Genomic DNA, 16342 nt, shown 5'->3' on the forward strand with positions numbered 1-16342 from the left:
TTTTCCCGGCCGAACCGGGGATCATCCCTGGATGACGACCTGGATCATCAGGACGGACGAGCCGGGCGAGGGCCCGCGCCTCGCCGTCAAGGACGCGATCGACGTGGCCGGGCTGCCCACCACCGCCGGCTGCCAGGCCGTCGCCGAGCGCGCCGAGCCCGCCGCCGCGGACGCGCCCGTCGTCGCGTCCGCCCGCGCGCAGGGCGCCCGCATCGCCGGCAAGGCCAACCTGACCGAGCTGTGCATGGCCGCAGACGGCGTCAATCCGTGGTCGGGGACGCCGGTGAACCCCCTCGACCCGTCCCGCGTGCCGGGCGGCTCGTCCAGCGGCTCCGCCGTCGCCGTCGCCACCGGCGAGGCCGACGTCGCGTTCGGGACCGACACGTCCGGGTCCGTCCGCATCCCCGCCGCGTGCTGCGGCATCGCCGGCCTGAAGACCACCAACGGGCGCGTCCCGCTCGACGGCGTCTACCCGCTGTCGCCGACCCTCGACATCGTCGGCCCGATGGGACGCGACGTCGCCGCCGTCGTCCTCGGGATGGGCCTGCTCGAACCCGGTTTCACGCCCGTCCCGTACGACCCGTCCCGGACGGTCGCGCGCCTGCGCGTGGCGGGCGTCGACCCGGCCATCGACGCCGCCGTCGACGATGCGCTGCGCCGCCTCGGCCCCATCACCGACGTGACCTCCGACCAGTACGTCCACGCCGCGACCGCCAACGGCGTGATCATCAGCAACGAGGCGCCGCGCTACGACGGCCACCTGCTGGACGACCCGTCGAAGCTGAGCGGGCGCATCGAGCGGCGCCTCCAGCAGATGATCGACGTGGCCGGCGCCGGGATGCTCGACTGGGCCCTCGGCGTGCGGACGGCGCTCCGGGCCGAACTGGACGCTATCCTCGCCCGGCACGCCGCGATCGCGCTGCCCGTCCTCACCTGCGTCGCCCCCGAACCCGGCGAGTCCGACGAGGCCGACCTGGTCCTGACGACGCTGGTCGGCCAGATCAACGTCGCCGGGCTCCCCGCGTTCGCGCTGCCGGTCCCGCTGCCCGGCTCGCACCTGCCCGCGTCCGTCCAGCTCATCGGCCCCGCCGGCGGCGAGGAGCGGCTCTGCGGCCTCGCCGCCGCCCTGGAGTCCGTCCTGGGCTAGTGGCGGTCGGTCTCGGAGTCGAACGGGACGAGGAGGGTGCGGAGCAGGTCGGCCAGGGCCGCGTGCTGCCCGGGGGTGAGGCCCTCCAGGATCGCCTGCTCGCGGCCCAGCAGGTCGGTGAACGCCGCGTCCACACGGGTCAGGCCCGCCTCGGTCAGGCGGACCAGCACGCCGCGCTTGTCCTGCGGGTCGGGATGCCGCTCCACCAGGCCGGCCGCGGCCAGCCGGTCGATGCGGTTCGTCATCGTGCCGGAGGTCACCAGCGTCGCCCGCAGCAGCCGCCCCGGGCTCAGCTGGTAGGGGGCGCCCGCCCGGCGCAGCGCGGTGAGCACGTCGAACTCCCACGACTCCAGGTCGTGGTCGGCGAACACGGCGCGGCGCGCGCGGTCGAGGTGGCGGGCCAGCCGGGACACGCGGCTGAGGACCTGCAGCGGCCGGACGTCCAGGTCCGGACGCTCGGTGTGCCACGCCTCGACCAGCCTGTCGACCTCATCGCGCATGCCGACACCCTACCTGTCTTGATATCGAGAAACGCTGGTCCCGATCACCGGCGGGCGGCCAGTGCGGCGCGGATCCGCCCGGCCGCCTCCGGTGCCTGGCGGAGGCCCTGCCGGTAGACCGGCGCCCAGCGGGACCGGTCGCCGACGTTGCCGCCGAACGCCTCCAGCGCCGCCTCGTCCGGGACGATCCGGACGTCTCCGGCGCCCTCCGGCATGTGGGGGAGCGGCTCCATCACGATGACCGTTCCGGCGTCCTCGGCGAGGTGCTCGTACGAGCCGCCGAACGCGCCGTCCATGTAGCGGCGTCCGGCGATCGCCACCGGCTCGGCGAAGCCCGGCGCGGCGCTGCTCGCGGCCACCGCGTACGACAGCGGGGCGCCGCTCGACGCGTCCCACACGACCGGCTCGCCCGTCTCGACGTCCACCGTCGTGATCAGCAGCCGGGCATCGGGCCAGTCGTCGGTTCCGACGAGGAAGCGCATGCTCTGGCGGTGCCGCTCGGCGGGCAGTCCTCCCGCGTCCAGTGCCAGCTTGCCGATGCGGCGCCTGACCTCGTCCGGGGCCAGGTCCGGGTCGCGGCCCAGCTCGAACGCCCGGGCCATCACCGAGCCGTCCACGGGCGGCGGCGGCCCGCTCGGCGGCGGCAGTTCGGCGAGTTCCGCCAGATCGCGTCCCGCGGTGATCGCGGCGCCGGCGATCGCGCCCGCCGACGTTCCGGCGATCAGCTCCGCGTCCGCCGGCTCGACCCCGGCCTCGCGCAGCCCGGCCGCCAGGCCGATCAGCCACGCCGTCCCGACCGGGCCGCCGGGCCCCAGCATCAGTGCCCATCCGCTCTTCGTCATGCCGGTGAGCCTAAGGACGGCTCCACCTCGGCGCATCCGCCGGCCGACCGGTCGCCGCGGCAAGACTCTTGACATCAAGATATGGCCCGTGCATGATGTCTCTTGATGTCGAGACAAACGAGCGCCGTCTGGGATCCCGCGCAATACGGGATCTACGGCGACCAGCGCGCCAGGCCCTTCGGTGAACTCACCGGGCGCCTCGGCGGCCCCGCGCCCGCCCGCGTCACCGACCTCGGCTGCGGCACCGGCGAACTCACCGCCACCCTCGCCGCCCGCTGGCCGCACGCCGTCATCGACGCCCTCGACAGCTCACCCGAGATGATCGCCGAGGCCCGGGCCCACGAGATCCCGGGGCGGCTCTCCTTCCGCGTCGCGGACGTCACCGCCTGGAAGCCCGAGCAGCCCGCCGACCTCATCGTCTCCAACGCCGTCCTGCAATGGGTCCCCGAACACCCCGACCTGCTGCCCCGCTGGATCGACGCACTCGCCCCCGGCGGCCGGCTCGCCTTCCAGGTCCCCGGCAACTTCGACGCGCCCAGCCACGTCCTGCTCCGCGAACTGGGGCGCTCCGAGCGGTGGCGCGGCAGGCTCGGCGCCCTCCAGCGGGACGCGCCCGTCCTCGGCCCCGCCGGCTACCTCGACCTCCTCGCCCGCCGCGGATGCGCCGTCGACGCCTGGGAGACCACCTACGCCCAGGTCCTCCAGGGCGACGACCCCGTCCTCGAATGGGTCAAGGGCACCGCGCTCCGCCCCGTCCTCACCGCACTCGACCCCGCGGAGACCGAGGAGTTCCTCGCCGACTACCGGGAAAGGCTCCGGCAGGCCTACCCCGCCGCCCCCTACGGGACCGTGTTCCCCTTCCGGAGGATCTTCGTGATCGCCACCCGGAACCCCTAGACGGGATGCCGCCCGCCGCCGGGGGAAGCGACTCGTTCCCCTGCGGTGCCAACCCGGACGGACGGGCGGCGTCCGCAGACCCGGACTCGCGACCCGAGACCGGCGACCCCTGGCCGGTGGCGGCCCGGACGAACTCCGGGCGGCCACCGGTTTTCACATGCGGAGGCACTGCATGATCACCGGAGTCCACCACATCCAGCTCGCCGCCCCGCCCGGCAGCGAGGACGGGCTCCGCGCCTTCTACACCGGCGTCCTCGGACTCGACGAGGTCCCCAAGCCGCCCGGACTCGCCGGCCGCGGCGGCGCCTGGTTCCGCGGCGGCGGCGTCGAACTCCACCTCGGCATCGAGGAAGGATTCCGCCCCGCCCGCAAGGCCCACCCCGGGCTCCTCGTCCACGACCTCGACGCCCTCGCCGCACGCCTCAACGCCGCCGGCCACGCCACCCGGCCGGACGACCTCCTCCCGGGATACCGGCGCTGCTACGCCGACGACCCCGCCGGGAACCGCCTGGAGTTCCTGCAGCCGTCACGCTGACGGATCGACGATCTCCTCGAAGTCGCGCCGCGCCCTGCGCTGCGCCTTCTCCGCCTTCGCCGCCGCCTTCTCCTCGGCCTTCTCGGCCTTCGCCGCCGCCTTCTCCGCGCGCTTGCCCATGCGCTCCATCTCCTTGCGGCGCTGGCGCGGATCCAGCGACGGCTTCGGCTCCAGGCCCGACAATCCGTTCCACGCCAGGTTCACTATGTGCGCGGCCACGTCCTCACGGCGCGGCTTGCGCACGTCCAGCCACCACTGGCCCGTCAGCGCCACCATGCCGACGAGGCTCTGCGCGTACAGCGGCGCGAACTTGTCGTCGTACCCGTGCCGGTCGAACTCCTGGGCCAGGACGTGCTCGACCTCGCCCGCGATCTCGCTCAGCAGGCTCGCGTAGCTGCCGGTGCCCGTCCCGCCGTGCGAGTCCCGGACGATGATCCGGAACCCGTCCGGATGCTCCTCTATGTACTCCAGCAGCGCCAGCGCCGCCTTCTCCAGCTTGCTGCGGTAGTGGATCGCCGAGTTCAGCGACTCCGTCACGAGCTTCAGCAGCCGCTCGAACTCGCGGTCGACCACAACCGCGTACAGCCCCTCCTTGCCGCCGAAGTGCTCGTACACCACGGGCTTGGACACCCCGGCCGCCGACGCGATCTCCTCCACCGAGGTGCCGTCCAGGCCGCGCGCGGCGAACAGGGTCCGGCCGATGTCCAGGAGCTGCTCGCGTCGTTCCTTGCCGGTCATCCGCTTTCTGCGGGGCCTGGGAGCGGGTTCTGTCACGGGATCAATTGTGACGCTCAAGCCGCCTGCTTCGTGCGCTTTGCGGCCAGCCTGTCGCGGTTCGGCCACCGGACGTCGTAGGCGAGCCGCATGCGCTCGAACGCCCAGATGATCCGCGCGCTGATGTCGACCTGCCCCTTCAGGACGCCGTGCCGCGCGCAGGTCGGGTCCGAGTGGTGCAGGTTGTGCCACGACTCGCCCAGCGACGGGATCGCCAGCCACCACACGTTGCGGGACTTGTCGCGGACCTCGAAGTCCTCGTTGCCGAACGTGTGGCAGATCGAGTTGATCGACCACGTCACGTGGTGCACCAGCGTGATCCGGACGAACCCGGCCCAGAACAGCGCCGTGAGGAACCCCGTCCACGACATCGTGACGAGCCCGCCGATCACCGCGGGCAGCAGGAACGACACCGCCACGAGCCCGGGGAACGCCAGGTGGATGCGCCGGATGTCCCGGTCGTTCAGCAGGTCCTTGGCGAACCGGTGCTTGGACGTCCGGTTGGCGTCGAACAGCCACCCGTAGTGCGCCCAGGCGAGGCCCTTCGCCAGCGCCTTCCAGTCGTCGCCGAACCGCCACGGCGAGTGCGGGTCGAACTCCTTGTCCGAGTGCTTGTGGTGCCGGCGGTGGTCGGCGACCCACGTGATGACGGGCCCCTGGATGGCGAGGCTCCCGGCCAGCGCCATGAAGATCTTCAGCCCGCGGCGGGCCTTGAACGACCCGTGCGTGAAGTACCGGTGGTACCCGACGGTGATGCCCCCCGCGGACAGCACGTAGAAGACCGCCATGAGCACGACATCTGTCCAGCCGAGGAACCGGCCCCAGGCCAGCGGGACGGCCGCGATCAGGGCCAGGAACGGCACACCGGTGAACACGGCGACCAGCACCCGTTCGGCGTTGCCCTGCGTATCGGGCGCGAGCTCTGGACGCCCTTGCGGGCGGGGAGGATCCACGGTCGGAGCTGTTGTCATGCGTCACCACTTCCTGCAACTAGGGGTACCCTTACCTACGCCACCGTAACCTACGCATCCGTAAGTTGCACAGGTCCGAACGGTAAACTCAGTGAGAAACTGCCCCATCAGCCACAAAACACTCTTGCAGCCCCCGCGCTCTCCGCGCGTGCGCGGGAGAATGGCGAGATGCCCCTCACCACGGACGAGCGCGCCGCCCGCGCCAAGGGATCGCTCGCCGGCCTGTCGGTCGGCGACGCGTTCGGAGATCAGTTCTTCCTGCTCGCCAACCGGCACGTTCCCGCGACGACCGGTGTGCCGCCCGCACCGTGGAACTGGTCGGACGACACGGAGATGGCTTGCTCCGTAATGGACGTTCTAAACCGATTCGGACAAATCGACCAGGGTGCTCTCGTCAAGGCGTTCGCCGGGCGGATGGACGTCGGCCGCGGATACGGGGCCGGCGCGTTCGAGTTGCTGGAGCGGGTGCGCGGCGGCGACCACTGGCGGCGCGCGTCCAGCGAGCTGTTCGACGGCAAGGGCTCCTTCGGCAACGGTGCGGCGATGCGCGTCGCGCCGCTCGGGGCGTACTTCAGTGACGACCTCGAACGCGCCGCCTCAGAGGCCGCTCTTTCCGCGGAGGTGACCCACGCCAACCCTGAGGGCGTGGCCGGTGCCGTCGCGGTGGCCGTCGCCACGGCGTACGTCGCGTCCCACGACCGGGTCACTCCCAAAGCCGTCATCGGGGCGGCCCTCGACTTGACCACGACGGGACAGTACGTCCGGCGAGGGCTCAAGCGCGCACTCCGGTTACTGGCGAAGTCCCCGCAGGAGGCGGCCCACGAGCTCGGGAACGGCAGCCGGATCACAGCGCAGGACACCGTCCCCTACGCGCTGTGGGCGGCGGCCACGCGGCTGACCGACTACGAGGCGGCCGTGCGGGCGTGCGCGATGGTCGGCGGCGACATGGACACCACCGCCGCCATGACCGGGGGCATCGTCGCCGCCCACCTCGGTCCCGATGCGGTCCCGGCGGCCTGGCTCCAGGCCCGCGAGCCCCTCCCGCACTGGCTGGAGGGGGCGGAGAAGCCTCTGGGCACGGCGGATTGAAGTGGGCTCGGAGGCGGGTGGCCCGGTATCGTGATGGCCGGTCGGCTCGGCGGTCAGTCCGAATCGTCCCTTTTGATCCGGCGTGGTGTAATCGGCAGCACATGGGTTTTTGGTACCTACAGTTCAGGTTCGAGTCCTGGCGCCGGAGCTGTCTGGAATGTTCCGAGGTGGGTCTCGGGTGGGCGGCGGGGTGACAGGTGGGGAGCGGGCGGTATCCTGCCCGTGTCGGGTTCGCCGTGGCGTGATGTCGCAGGTGGCGGGCCCGTGAAACGATCCCGTCCGCGATGCCGAGGAGCCTCCTTGTGAGCGCTGCGAGCCGCCCGGCCGCCGTCATCGTTCTCGCCGCGGGCGAGGGCACCAGGATGAAGTCCCGCACCTCGAAGGTGCTGCACGAGTTGTGCGGGCGCAGCATGCTCGGCCATGTGCTGGCCGCGAGCCGCGATCTGGAGCCCGAGCGGCTCGTCGTGGTCGTCGGGCACCGGCGCGAGCAGGTCGCCGAGCATCTCGCCGAGCACGCGCCGGACGCCGAAGCGGCCGTCCAGGAGCGCCAGGGCGGGACGGGCCACGCCGTCCGGATGGCGCTGGAGCAGACCGGCGCGCTGACCGGCACGGTCGTGGTCACGAACGGCGACCATCCGCTGCTGCGGGGCGAGACGCTGCGGGCGCTCGTCCAGGCGCACGAGGACGAGGGCAACGCCGCCACGGTGCTGACGACCGAGATGCCGGACGCGACCGGCTACGGCCGGATGGTCCGCGCGGCGGACGGCAGCGTCGCGGCGATCGTCGAGCACAAGGACGCCACCGCCGAGCAGCGCGCCATCAACGAGATCAACGTCGGCATGTACGCGTTCGACGGGGCGCTGCTGGCGGACGCGCTGAAGCGCGTGACCACCGACAACGCCAAGGGTGAGGAGTACCTCACCGATGTGGTGGCGATCCTGCGCGGGGACGGCCACCGGGCCGGCGCGCACCTGGCCGCCGACTGGGTCGAGACCCAGGGTGTGAACGACAAGGTCCAGCTCGCGCAGGCGCGCAGGCAGCTGAACGACCGGATCCTCGAGGCCCACATGCGGGCCGGTGTGACGATCATCGACCCGGCGTCGACGTGGATCGACGTGGGCGTGACCGCCGATCAGGACGCGGAGGTCCATCCGGGCACGCAGCTGCATGGCCGGACGCATCTGGGCGAGGGCGCCCGGGTCGGACCGGGCTGCACGCTGACCGACACGACGGTCGGCGAGGGCGCGGCGGTGATCAACGCGGTGTGCGTGCAGGCGGAGATCGGGCCGGAGGCGTCGGTCGGGCCGTACGCGTACCTGCGGCCCGGGACGAGGCTGGGGCGCAAGGCGAAGGTCGGCACGTACGTCGAGACGAAGAACGCCGACATCGGCGAGGGCACGAAGGTGCCGCACCTGACGTACGTGGGGGACGCCGAGATCGGCGAGTACTCCAACATCGGCGCCAGCTCGGTGTTCGTGAACTACGACGGCGTGCAGAAGCACCGCAGCGTGATCGGGTCCCACGTCCGGACGGGCAGCGACAACATGTTCGTCGCGCCGGTGACGGTCGGGGACGGTGCCTACACGGCCGCGGGCTCGGTGATCGTCCAGGACGTCCCGGCGGGGGCGATGGCGGTCGCGCGGGCGCGGCAGCGCAACGTCGAGGGCTGGGTGGAGCGCAAGCGGCCGGGGACGGCGGCGGCGGAGGCGGCCCGCCGGGCGCGGGCCGAGGAGGAGGGCGCGCCGTAGCGGGCGCCCGATGAGGACTGCCCCGCCCGAGGCGGGGTGCGGAGGACAGCGGCGTCTTCCGGAAACAACAGAGCAACCCGTGCGCCGGACCCTTTTGGTGCGCGGGGAGTGGGGACGACAACCCACATGTGCAGGCACAGTTCCATTGAGGGGGAGTTGTCAGAGGTGAGTGGGATCAAAGCGAGCGGTCAGAAGAAGCTGATGCTCTTCACCGGCCGAGCCCACCCGGACCTGGCCAAGGAAGTAGCCGACAACCTCCACGTCGACCTGACGCCGACGTCCGCGTACGACTTCGCGAACGGTGAGACGTTCGTGCGGTTCCTGGAGTCGGTCCGCGGCTCCGACGCCTTCGTGATCCAGAGCCACACCGCTCCCATCAATCAGTGGATCATGGAGCAGCTGATCATGGTGGACGCGCTGAAGCGCGCGTCCGCGAAGCGGATCACCGTGGTGGCGCCGTTCTTCGGGTACGCCCGGCAGGACAAGAAGCACCGCGGCCGGGAGCCGATCTCGGCGCGGCTGATGGCGGACCTGTTCGTCACGGCGGGCGCGGACCGGCTGATCGCCGTGGACCTGCACACCGCGCAGATCCAGGGGTTCTTCAACGGCCCGGTGGACCACCTGTTCGCGCTGGACCTGCTCGCGCACCACTTCGAGAGCCGGCTGGACACCTCGCAGGTGACGGTGGTCGCGCCGGACGCGGGCCGGGTGCGGGTGACCGAGCGGTGGAGCGACCGGCTGGGCGGCGTCCCGATGGCGATCATCCACAAGAAGCGCGACCCGGACGTGGCGAACGAGGTCAAGGTCTTCGACGTCGTCGGCGAGGTCGAGGGCCGGACGTGCGTCGTGGTGGACGACATGATCGACACCGGCGGGACGATCGTGAAGGCGGCGGAGGCGCTGTTCGAGAACGGCGCCGCGAAGGTCGTGGTCGCGGCGACGCACGGGGTGCTGTCGGGCCCGGCGGTGGACCGGCTGAAGAACTCCCGGATCTCCGAGGTGGTGCTGACGAACACGCTGCCGATCCCGGAGGACAAGCAGTTCGACAAGCTGACCGTGCTGCCGATCGCGCCGCTGATCGCCCGCGCGATCAACGAGGTGTTCTCGGACGGGTCGGTGACCAGTCTCTTCGGCGGCCACAGCTAGGGTCCCGGCCGGGGTCGCGGCTGGGGCGTTGGCATTGGGCGTTGCCGTGTTGGGCTAGACTTGGGCAACCGCGTATGCCCCGGGTCGTTCAGTGCGGTGCCGGGACAGGGCCGTACTCCCCGGGCAACGCAAAGAATCTTCGAGGCGCCTGACGCATCGAGCATCGCCTGATTCGCTCTGTCCGCAGCGGACGTCCAGTGCCGGACGGCCGTGGATCGCAACAACGAGGAGTTTTCGCCGTGTCCGAGGTACGCATTGCCGCCGAGCCGCGCACCGAGTTCGGTAAGGGTGCCGCGCGGCGCACCCGCCGGGCCGGCAAGGTGCCCGCCGTCCTCTACGGTCACGGCACCGACCCGCAGCACATCTCGCTGCCGGGGCACGCCCTGATGCTGGCGCTGAAGACGCCGAACGTGCTGCTGACCATCGAGGGCCTGTCCGACGGCTCGGAGCTGGCACTGCCGAAGGACGTCCAGCGCGACCCGGTGAAGGGGTTCCTGGAGCACGTCGACCTGCTGCTGGTGAAGCGCGGCGAGAAGGTCGTCGTCGACCTCCCGGTGAACGTCATCGGCGACATGGTTCCGGGCGGCCAGCTGGCGCAGTCGGTGGTGGAGATCTCCGTGGAGACGGAGGCGACGCACATCCCCGAGTCCGTCGACCTGGACATCTCCGGCCTGGAGATCGACTCGCAGGTGCTGGCCAAGGACCTGAAGCTGCCCGCGGGGACGACGCTGGTCGCCGACGAGGACATCCTGATCGCGCAGATCACCGACGCGACCGTCGCGACCGAGCCGGAGGAGACCGAGGAGGCCGAGCCGGCCGCCGAGGGCGAGGCCGCCGAGGGTGAGGGCGAGGCCGCCGCCGAGTGACGGCGTGACGGTCGCGCGGCCGCGCCGGAGGGCGGGCCGCACGGTTCTTCCGCGGCCCCCGCAGGTGTGCGCACCGGCGGGGGCCGCGCCTTTTTGGTCCGCGTCGGTGTCGGCGTGTGCGTCGGTGTGAGGAGTGCGGGTGAGCGCGGATCTCTGGCTGGTGGTGGGGCTGGGCAACCCGGGCCCGTCGTATGCGAAGAACCGGCATAACGCGGGGTTCATGGTGCTGGACGTCCTGGCGGCGCGGGCCGGCGGGAGATTCAAGTCGCATCGGGCGCGTGCGGACGTCCTGGAGGGGCGGCTCGCGGGTGCGCGCGCGGTGCTGGCGAAGCCGCGTTCGTTCATGAACGAGTCGGGCGGCCCGGTGAAGGGGCTGCTGGATTTCTACAAGGTGCCGGTGGAGCGGCTCGTCGTCGTGCATGACGAGCTGGACATCCCATTCGGTGCGGTGCGGCTGAAGCAGGGCGGCGGCGACAACGGGCACAACGGGCTGCGCTCGGTCACGAAGTCGCTGGGCGCGAAGGACTATCTGCGGGTGCGGTTCGGGGTGGGCCGCCCGCCGGGCCGGATGGACGCGGCGGCGTTCGTGCTGAAGGACTTCTCCGCGACGGAGCGCAAGGACCTGGACCTTGAGGTGGACCGGTCGGCGGACGCGGTGGAGGCGCTGCTGTCCGGGGGGCTGGCCGCGGCGCAGAACGAGTTCCACGCGGGGTGACCGGATCCGGCCGTCCGGTGCCGGAGCGGCTGCCGCCGGGGTGCGCCCGACGGTAACTTCGTCCGCCTCTGTCCTGATTTGCGGACGTTATCGGGCCGATGTCGCCGTTCCAGGGTTGACCACGGCAAAGTGATCGTAAGATGCGGGTCGAGCGAGGTTCAGGATGCGTGTGAACCTGACGCGACGTTCAACCGTCTTCGATGTGAATCGCGCTGACGGGGCGCGCGTTACACGGGATTGGTGAGTGGTTTATGGCCGTCGTTGACAAGGTCCAGGCCAAGTCATCGACCCGCCATGACCACAAGCGCGAGTCGTCGCAGACCTGGAGCGGATCGTACCGGCGGTTCGCCGGGTTCCTCGACTTCACCAGCATGCTGGCCGCCGGCGTGATCGCGTTTGTGCTCCGCTTTCCGGGCGTCCCGAACGAGCTTGACGTGCCGTACATCGCGCTGACCGTCGTGCTCCCGATGCTCTGGCTCCCGACGCTGATGCTGTGCCGGGCGTACCAGCCGCGGTACGTCGGCGTCGGCTACGAGGAGTTCCACCGGGTGCTGCGCGCCGGGTTCATCCTGACGGCGGTGGTCGCGATCCTGGCGTACGCGACGAAGACCGACGTCGCGCGCGGCTACGTGGTGATGGCGCTGCCGCTCGGGACGTTCCTGGCCCTGGTGGCGCGGTACCGGCTCCGCAAGTGGCTGCACCGCAAGCGGTGGCACGGCGAGTGCATGCGGCGGGTGGTCGCGGTGGGGCACCGCACGTCGGTGGCCGACCTGATCACGCTGCTGCAGAAGAAGCGGTACCACGGCATGGACATCGTGGGCGTGTGCCTGCCGCCGGCACTGGCGTCGGGCGACGACGCGGTCGCCGAGGTGGAGGGCGTCCCGGTGCTGGGCGACTTCGGCCAGGCGGCGGCCGCCGCCGACCGGATCGGCGCGGACTCGGTGGCCGTGCTTGCCTGCCCGGAGATGGACGGGGTGGCGCTGCGCCGGCTGGCGTGGCAGATCGAGCGCAACGACGTGGAGCTGGTCGTGGCGCCCGCGCTGATGGACGTGACCGGCCCGCGGATCTCGATCCGCCCGGTGTCGGGGCTGCCGCTGCTGCATGTGGAGCACCCGGAGCTGGACGGCGGCCGCAAGGTGCTGAAGGGCCTGGTGGACCGGGCCGTGGCCCTCGCCGGGATCGTGGCGCTGAGCCCGCTGCTCGCGCTGATCGCGGTGCTGATCAAGTTCTCCGGCAACGGCCCGGTGCTGTTCCGGCAGACGCGGGTCGGGCGCGGCGGCCGCGAGTTCACCGTGCTGAAGTTCCGCACGATGGTCGCCGACGCCGAGGCGCGCCGGCTGGAGCTGCTGGCCGCCAACGACAACGACGGCGTGCTGTTCAAGATCCGGGAGGACCCGCGGATCACCCGGGTCGGCCGCCGGCTGCGCCGCTACTCGCTGGACGAGCTGCCGCAGCTGTTCAACGTGCTGCGCGGCGAGATGTCGCTGGTCGGCCCGCGGCCGCCGCTGCCCGAGGAGGTCGCGCAGTACGGCGGCGACGTGTACCGGCGGCTGGTGGTGAAGCCGGGCCTGACGGGCCTCTGGCAGGTGAGCGGGCGCTCCGACCTGTCGTGGGAGGAGTCGGTGCGGCTCGACCTGCGCTATGTCGACAACTGGACACTGGCGCTCGACCTGCAGATCATGTGGAAGACCTGGTCCGCGGTGGTCCGCGGCTCCGGCGCCTACTGACCCGGGGCCTGCTGACCGGGACCTGGTAGGGCGGTGCGGTGCCGGCGCATGAGAAAGTGGACCCCGCAGACCAGTCGAGTCGGGAATGTGATCTACGGATGACCGAGGCAGGGGCGGCGGACGACCACGCGCTGGCGGCGGAGCTCGCCGGTACGGCGGGCCGGCTGCTGCTGGGCGTGCGGGACGAGGTGGGCTTCGCGGACGCGCGCGCCCTGAAGGACACGGGCGACCTGCGGGCGCACGAGTACCTCATGGCGGCGCTGGCGGAGCGCTGTCCCGGCGACGCCGTGCTGTCGGAGGAGGGCAGGTCGTCGGTCGCCGGGAAGCGGTCGAAGGGCGATGACCGCGCCCCGACCCGCAACACGGCCGACGCGGAGCGGCTCACCGCCGGCCGGGTGTGGATCGTGGACCCGCTGGACGGCACCCGCGAGTTCTCCGAGGAGGGCCGCCGCGACTGGGCCGTCCACGTGGCGCTGTGGGAGCGCGACGGCGACGGCGGCCGGCTGGCGGCCGGGGCGGTGGCGCTGCCCGCGCAGGGCCTGACGCTCCGCACGGACGCGATCGGCGGCGCGGCCCTCGTCCGGACGGACGCGGGCGACCCCGACCCGGTCACGGCGGGGCGCAGGACGCCGCCGCGCGAGGTGCCGCTGCACATTCCGGCGCCGGACGCGGGCAAGCTGCGCATCGCCGTGAGCCGGACCCGTCCGCCCGAGTTCGTCACGCAGCTGGCCGGGAACCTGGATCTGGACGTGGAGCTGGTCCCGATCGGATCCGCCGGGGCGAAGATCTCCGCGGTGCTGCTCGGCGAGGTGGACGCCTACGTCCACGCGGGCGGCCAGTACGAGTGGGATTCGGCGGCCCCGGCGGCCGTCGCGCTCGGTGCGGGGGCGCACGCGTCCCGCGTCGACGGGGCGGCTTTGCGCTACAACCGGGAGGACCCCCGGCTACCGGATATCCTGGTGTGTCATCCCATGTCGGCGTCAACGCTGCTGACCGGCATCGGGGAAACGTGAGCGGCGCCTTGCCGTGACCGTCCGTCCTGGCCGGGAGTGAATCACGGCCGGCCGGCGTTCGATCCGGTGGGAAGGCATGTGCCCGTCCCGTGCCACCGGTTGCATCTGCCAGAACAGCGTGGAGAGAGCCCCAGACCATGCAGCGTCGCGATTACCTGCTGTCCCAGCTAGACGTCCTCGAAGCCGAGTCGATCCATATCTTCCGGGAGGTGGCGGCCGAGTTCGAACGGCCCGTGCTGCTGTTCTCGGGCGGTAAGGACAGCCTCGTGATGCTGCGGCTGGCGGAGAAGGCGTTCTGGCCCGCCCCGATCCCGTTCCCGGTGATGCACGTCGACACCGGCCACAACTTCCCCGAGGTGATCGAGTTCCGCGACCGGCGGGTCGGCGAGCTCGGCATCCGCCTGGTGGTGGCGTCGGTGCAGGCCGCGATCGACTCCGGCCGGGTGACCGAGCAGAAGGGGCGGCGCGCGTCGCGGAACCGGCTGCAGATCACCCCGCTGCTGGACGCGATCGAGGAGCACCGGTTCGACGCGGCGTTCGGCGGCGCGCGGCGGGACGAGGAGAAGGCCCGCGCCAAGGAGCGGGTGGTGTCGTTCCGGGACGAGTTCGGGCAGTGGGACCCGAAGAACCAGCGCCCGGAGCTGTGGAACCTGTTCAACACCCGCATCACGCAGGGCGAGCACGTCCGCGTGTTCCCGCTCTCCAACTGGACCGAGCTGGACATCTGGGACTACGTCCGCCGCGAGGGCCTGGCCCTGCCGTCGATCTACTACGCGCACACCCGCCGGGTGTTCGAGCGCGACGGCCTGCTCCTGGACGCCGAGACCGGGTTCGCCAACCGCGGCGACGACGAGCCGGAGTTCGAGGCCACGGTGAGGTACCGCACGGTCGGCGACGCGTCCTGCACGGGCGCGGTCAAGTCGGCGGCGGTGACGCTGGACGAGGTGATCGAGGAGATCGCGGCCACGCGGATCACCGAGCGCGGCCAGACCCGCGCCGACGACCGCACGAGTGAGGCCGCGATGGAGGACCGCAAGAAGGAGGGCTACTTCTGATGGCCGGCGAGCTTGGCAAGACCGGGTCGACCAAGACGATGGACCTCCTGCGGTTCGCGACCGCCGGCAGCGTCGACGACGGCAAGTCGACGCTGATCGGCCGGCTGCTGTTCGACTCCAAGTCGATCTTCGAGGACCAGCTGGAGTCGGTGGAGAAGACCAGCGCCGACCGCGGCGAGGAGTACACGAACCTGGCGCTGCTGACCGACGGCCTGCGGGCCGAGCGGGAGCAGGGCATCACCATCGACGTCGCCTACCGGTACTTCGCGACGCCGCGCCGCAAGTTCATCATCGCCGACACCCCGGGGCACATCCAGTACACCCGGAACATGGTGACCGGCGCGTCCACCGCCGACCTGGCGATCATCCTGGTGGACGCCCGCAAGGGCATCCTGGAGCAGTCGCGCCGGCACGCGTTCCTCACCACGCTCCTGCAGGTCCCGCACCTGGTCGTGGCGGTCAACAAGATGGACCTGGTCGACTACGACCGCGGCGTGTACGAGCAGATCGTGGACGAGTTCACCGCGTTCGCCTCGAAGCTGGACGTGACCGACCTGACGTTCGTGCCGATCTCGGCGCTGCACGGCGACAACGTCGTCGAGCGCAGCGGCAACATGCCCTGGTACGAGGGCTCCTCGCTGCTGCACCACCTGGAGCACGTGCACATCGCGTCCGACCGGAACCTGATCGACGTGCGGTTCCCGGTGCAGTACGTCGTCCGCCCGCACGCCTCCACCGACCCCGACCTGCACGACTACCGCGGCTACGCGGGCCAGGTCGCCGGCGGCGTGCTGAAGCCGGGGGACGAGGTCGTGCACCTGCCGTCCGGGCTGACCACCACGATCACCCACATCGACGGCCCGGCCGGGCCGGTCGCGGAGGCGTTCGCGCCGATGTCGGTGACGCTGCGCCTCGCCGACGACATCGACATCTCCCGCGGCGACATGATCGCCCGGCCGAACAACCGGCCCGAGGCCGCGCAGGACATCGAGGCGATGGTGTGCTGGATGACGCCCGACCGCGCCCTCACGCCGCGCTCGAAGCTGGTGATCAAGCACACCACCCGCACCGCGAAGACGATGGTGAAGGCCCTGCACTACCGGCTGGACGTCAACACGCTGCACCGCGACGAGCAGGCCGGCAGCCTGGGCCTGAACGAGATCGGCCGCGTCTCCCTGCGCGTGACGCAGCCCCTCTTCGTGGACGACTACGCCCGCAACCGGCTCACCGGCGGCTTCATCCTGATCGACGAGGCCACCAACAACACCGTCGCCGCCGGGATGATCACCGGCACTCGCTGACCGGGCGGCGCGGGGC

At 71.6% G+C, this 16342-nt stretch carries 16 protein-coding genes and 1 tRNA gene; 13 read left to right on the top strand and 4 right to left on the bottom strand.

From position 1 onward, the window contains the following. Positions 1-31 precede the first annotated feature (31 nt). Positions 32-1147: an amidase gene (locus tag E1293_RS03785; protein WP_132193817.1), complete on the top strand. Its 1116-nt coding sequence runs from the start codon at positions 32-34 to the stop codon at positions 1145-1147. Here E1293_RS03785 and E1293_RS03790 read toward each other — a convergent pair. Then, positions 1144-1647 carry a MarR family winged helix-turn-helix transcriptional regulator gene (locus tag E1293_RS03790; protein ID WP_132193819.1) on the bottom strand — a complete coding sequence of 168 codons (504 nt, stop codon included), beginning with the start codon at positions 1645-1647 and terminating at the stop codon, positions 1144-1146. The two genes, E1293_RS03785 and E1293_RS03790, sit on opposite strands and share 4 nt — an antisense overlap. Before the next feature lie 44 nt (positions 1648-1691). Continuing rightward, positions 1692-2489, bottom strand: coding sequence for a patatin-like phospholipase family protein (locus tag E1293_RS03795; protein WP_132193821.1), 798 nt, complete (start codon positions 2487-2489; stop codon positions 1692-1694). Between the two features lie 105 nt (positions 2490-2594). Between E1293_RS03795 and E1293_RS03800 the strand changes: the two genes are divergently transcribed. Together E1293_RS03800 and E1293_RS03805 are read left to right on the top strand one after the other, a co-directional pair. Beyond that, entirely contained in the window at positions 2595-3386 is a 792-nt protein-coding gene (locus tag E1293_RS03800; protein ID WP_132193823.1) for a trans-aconitate 2-methyltransferase, read from the top strand. Positions 3387-3558: 172 nt separating this feature from the next. Beyond that, positions 3559-3921, top strand: coding sequence for a VOC family protein (locus E1293_RS03805; RefSeq protein ID WP_132193825.1), 363 nt, complete (start codon positions 3559-3561; stop codon positions 3919-3921). Here the strand turns inward: E1293_RS03805 and E1293_RS03810 are convergent. Further along, a complete protein-coding gene (locus tag E1293_RS03810; RefSeq protein ID WP_243715994.1) occupies positions 3913-4695 on the bottom strand; it encodes a TetR/AcrR family transcriptional regulator in 783 nt (260 codons plus the stop codon). The two genes, E1293_RS03805 and E1293_RS03810, sit on opposite strands and share 9 nt — an antisense overlap. Before the next feature lie 17 nt (positions 4696-4712). Beyond that, the gene (locus E1293_RS03815) at positions 4713-5666 is read right to left on the bottom strand and encodes an acyl-CoA desaturase (RefSeq protein WP_132193827.1); all 954 of its coding nucleotides are present in this window, start codon (positions 5664-5666) and stop codon (positions 4713-4715) included. Positions 5667-5834: 168 nt separating this feature from the next. Between E1293_RS03815 and E1293_RS03820 the strand changes: the two genes are divergently transcribed. The 10 genes from E1293_RS03820 to E1293_RS03865 all read left to right on the top strand — a co-directional run bounded on the left by E1293_RS03820 (position 5835) and on the right by E1293_RS03865 (position 16326). Next, positions 5835-6755, top strand: a complete 921-nt coding sequence (locus E1293_RS03820; RefSeq protein WP_132193829.1) for an ADP-ribosylglycohydrolase family protein — start codon at positions 5835-5837, stop codon at positions 6753-6755. Between the two features lie 76 nt (positions 6756-6831). Beyond that, positions 6832-6903: transfer RNA gene (locus E1293_RS03825), tRNA-Gln, on the top strand. 154 nt (positions 6904-7057) lie between these two features. Continuing rightward, positions 7058-8503 carry a bifunctional UDP-N-acetylglucosamine diphosphorylase/glucosamine-1-phosphate N-acetyltransferase GlmU gene (gene glmU, locus E1293_RS03830; RefSeq protein WP_279472886.1) on the top strand — a complete coding sequence of 482 codons (1446 nt, stop codon included), beginning with the start codon at positions 7058-7060 and terminating at the stop codon, positions 8501-8503. A gap of 165 nt (positions 8504-8668) precedes the next feature. Continuing rightward, complete coding sequence (locus tag E1293_RS03835) at positions 8669-9649, top strand: ribose-phosphate diphosphokinase (protein WP_132193833.1); 981 nt, start codon at positions 8669-8671, stop codon at positions 9647-9649. A 239-nt stretch (positions 9650-9888) separates the two neighbouring features. Continuing rightward, entirely contained in the window at positions 9889-10515 is a 627-nt protein-coding gene (locus E1293_RS03840; RefSeq protein WP_132193835.1) for a 50S ribosomal protein L25/general stress protein Ctc, read from the top strand. Positions 10516-10654: 139 nt separating this feature from the next. After that, complete coding sequence (gene pth / locus E1293_RS03845; protein WP_132193837.1) at positions 10655-11230, top strand: aminoacyl-tRNA hydrolase; 576 nt, start codon at positions 10655-10657, stop codon at positions 11228-11230. 251 nt (positions 11231-11481) lie between these two features. After that, positions 11482-12957: a sugar transferase gene (locus E1293_RS03850; RefSeq protein WP_132193839.1), complete on the top strand. Its 1476-nt coding sequence runs from the start codon at positions 11482-11484 to the stop codon at positions 12955-12957. Between the two features lie 98 nt (positions 12958-13055). Next, entirely contained in the window at positions 13056-13970 is a 915-nt protein-coding gene (locus tag E1293_RS03855; protein WP_132193841.1) for a 3'(2'),5'-bisphosphate nucleotidase CysQ, read from the top strand. Between the two features lie 137 nt (positions 13971-14107). Next, a complete protein-coding gene (cysD, locus tag E1293_RS03860; protein ID WP_132193843.1) occupies positions 14108-15025 on the top strand; it encodes a sulfate adenylyltransferase subunit CysD in 918 nt (305 codons plus the stop codon). A gap of 38 nt (positions 15026-15063) precedes the next feature. Then, on the top strand, positions 15064-16326 hold the full coding sequence (locus E1293_RS03865; RefSeq protein WP_132193883.1) for a sulfate adenylyltransferase subunit 1: 1263 nt from the start codon (positions 15064-15066) through the stop codon (positions 16324-16326). The last annotated feature ends 16 nt before the right edge of the window (positions 16327-16342 follow it).

Origin of the sequence: Actinomadura darangshiensis (assembly GCF_004349235.1) — a bacterium.
Lineage (GTDB): Bacteria > Actinomycetota > Actinomycetes > Streptosporangiales > Streptosporangiaceae > Spirillospora > Spirillospora darangshiensis.

Coding starts and splice junctions, on each gene's coding strand:
- E1293_RS03785 (WP_132193817.1), top strand. CDS start 32: ATGACGACCTGGATCATCAGGACGGACGAGCCGGGCGAGGGCCCGCGC.
- E1293_RS03790 (WP_132193819.1), bottom strand. CDS start 1,647: ATGCGCGATGAGGTCGACAGGCTGGTCGAGGCGTGGCACACCGAGCGT.
- E1293_RS03795 (WP_132193821.1), bottom strand. CDS start 2,489: ATGACGAAGAGCGGATGGGCACTGATGCTGGGGCCCGGCGGCCCGGTC.
- E1293_RS03800 (WP_132193823.1), top strand. CDS start 2,595: ATGTCGAGACAAACGAGCGCCGTCTGGGATCCCGCGCAATACGGGATC.
- E1293_RS03805 (WP_132193825.1), top strand. CDS start 3,559: ATGATCACCGGAGTCCACCACATCCAGCTCGCCGCCCCGCCCGGCAGC.
- E1293_RS03815 (WP_132193827.1), bottom strand. CDS start 5,666: ATGACAACAGCTCCGACCGTGGATCCTCCCCGCCCGCAAGGGCGTCCA.
- E1293_RS03820 (WP_132193829.1), top strand. CDS start 5,835: ATGCCCCTCACCACGGACGAGCGCGCCGCCCGCGCCAAGGGATCGCTC.
- E1293_RS03850 (WP_132193839.1), top strand. CDS start 11,482: ATGGCCGTCGTTGACAAGGTCCAGGCCAAGTCATCGACCCGCCATGAC.
- E1293_RS03855 (WP_132193841.1), top strand. CDS start 13,056: ATGACCGAGGCAGGGGCGGCGGACGACCACGCGCTGGCGGCGGAGCTC.
- cysD (WP_132193843.1), top strand. CDS start 14,108: ATGCAGCGTCGCGATTACCTGCTGTCCCAGCTAGACGTCCTCGAAGCC.
- E1293_RS03865 (WP_132193883.1), top strand. CDS start 15,064: ATGGACCTCCTGCGGTTCGCGACCGCCGGCAGCGTCGACGACGGCAAG.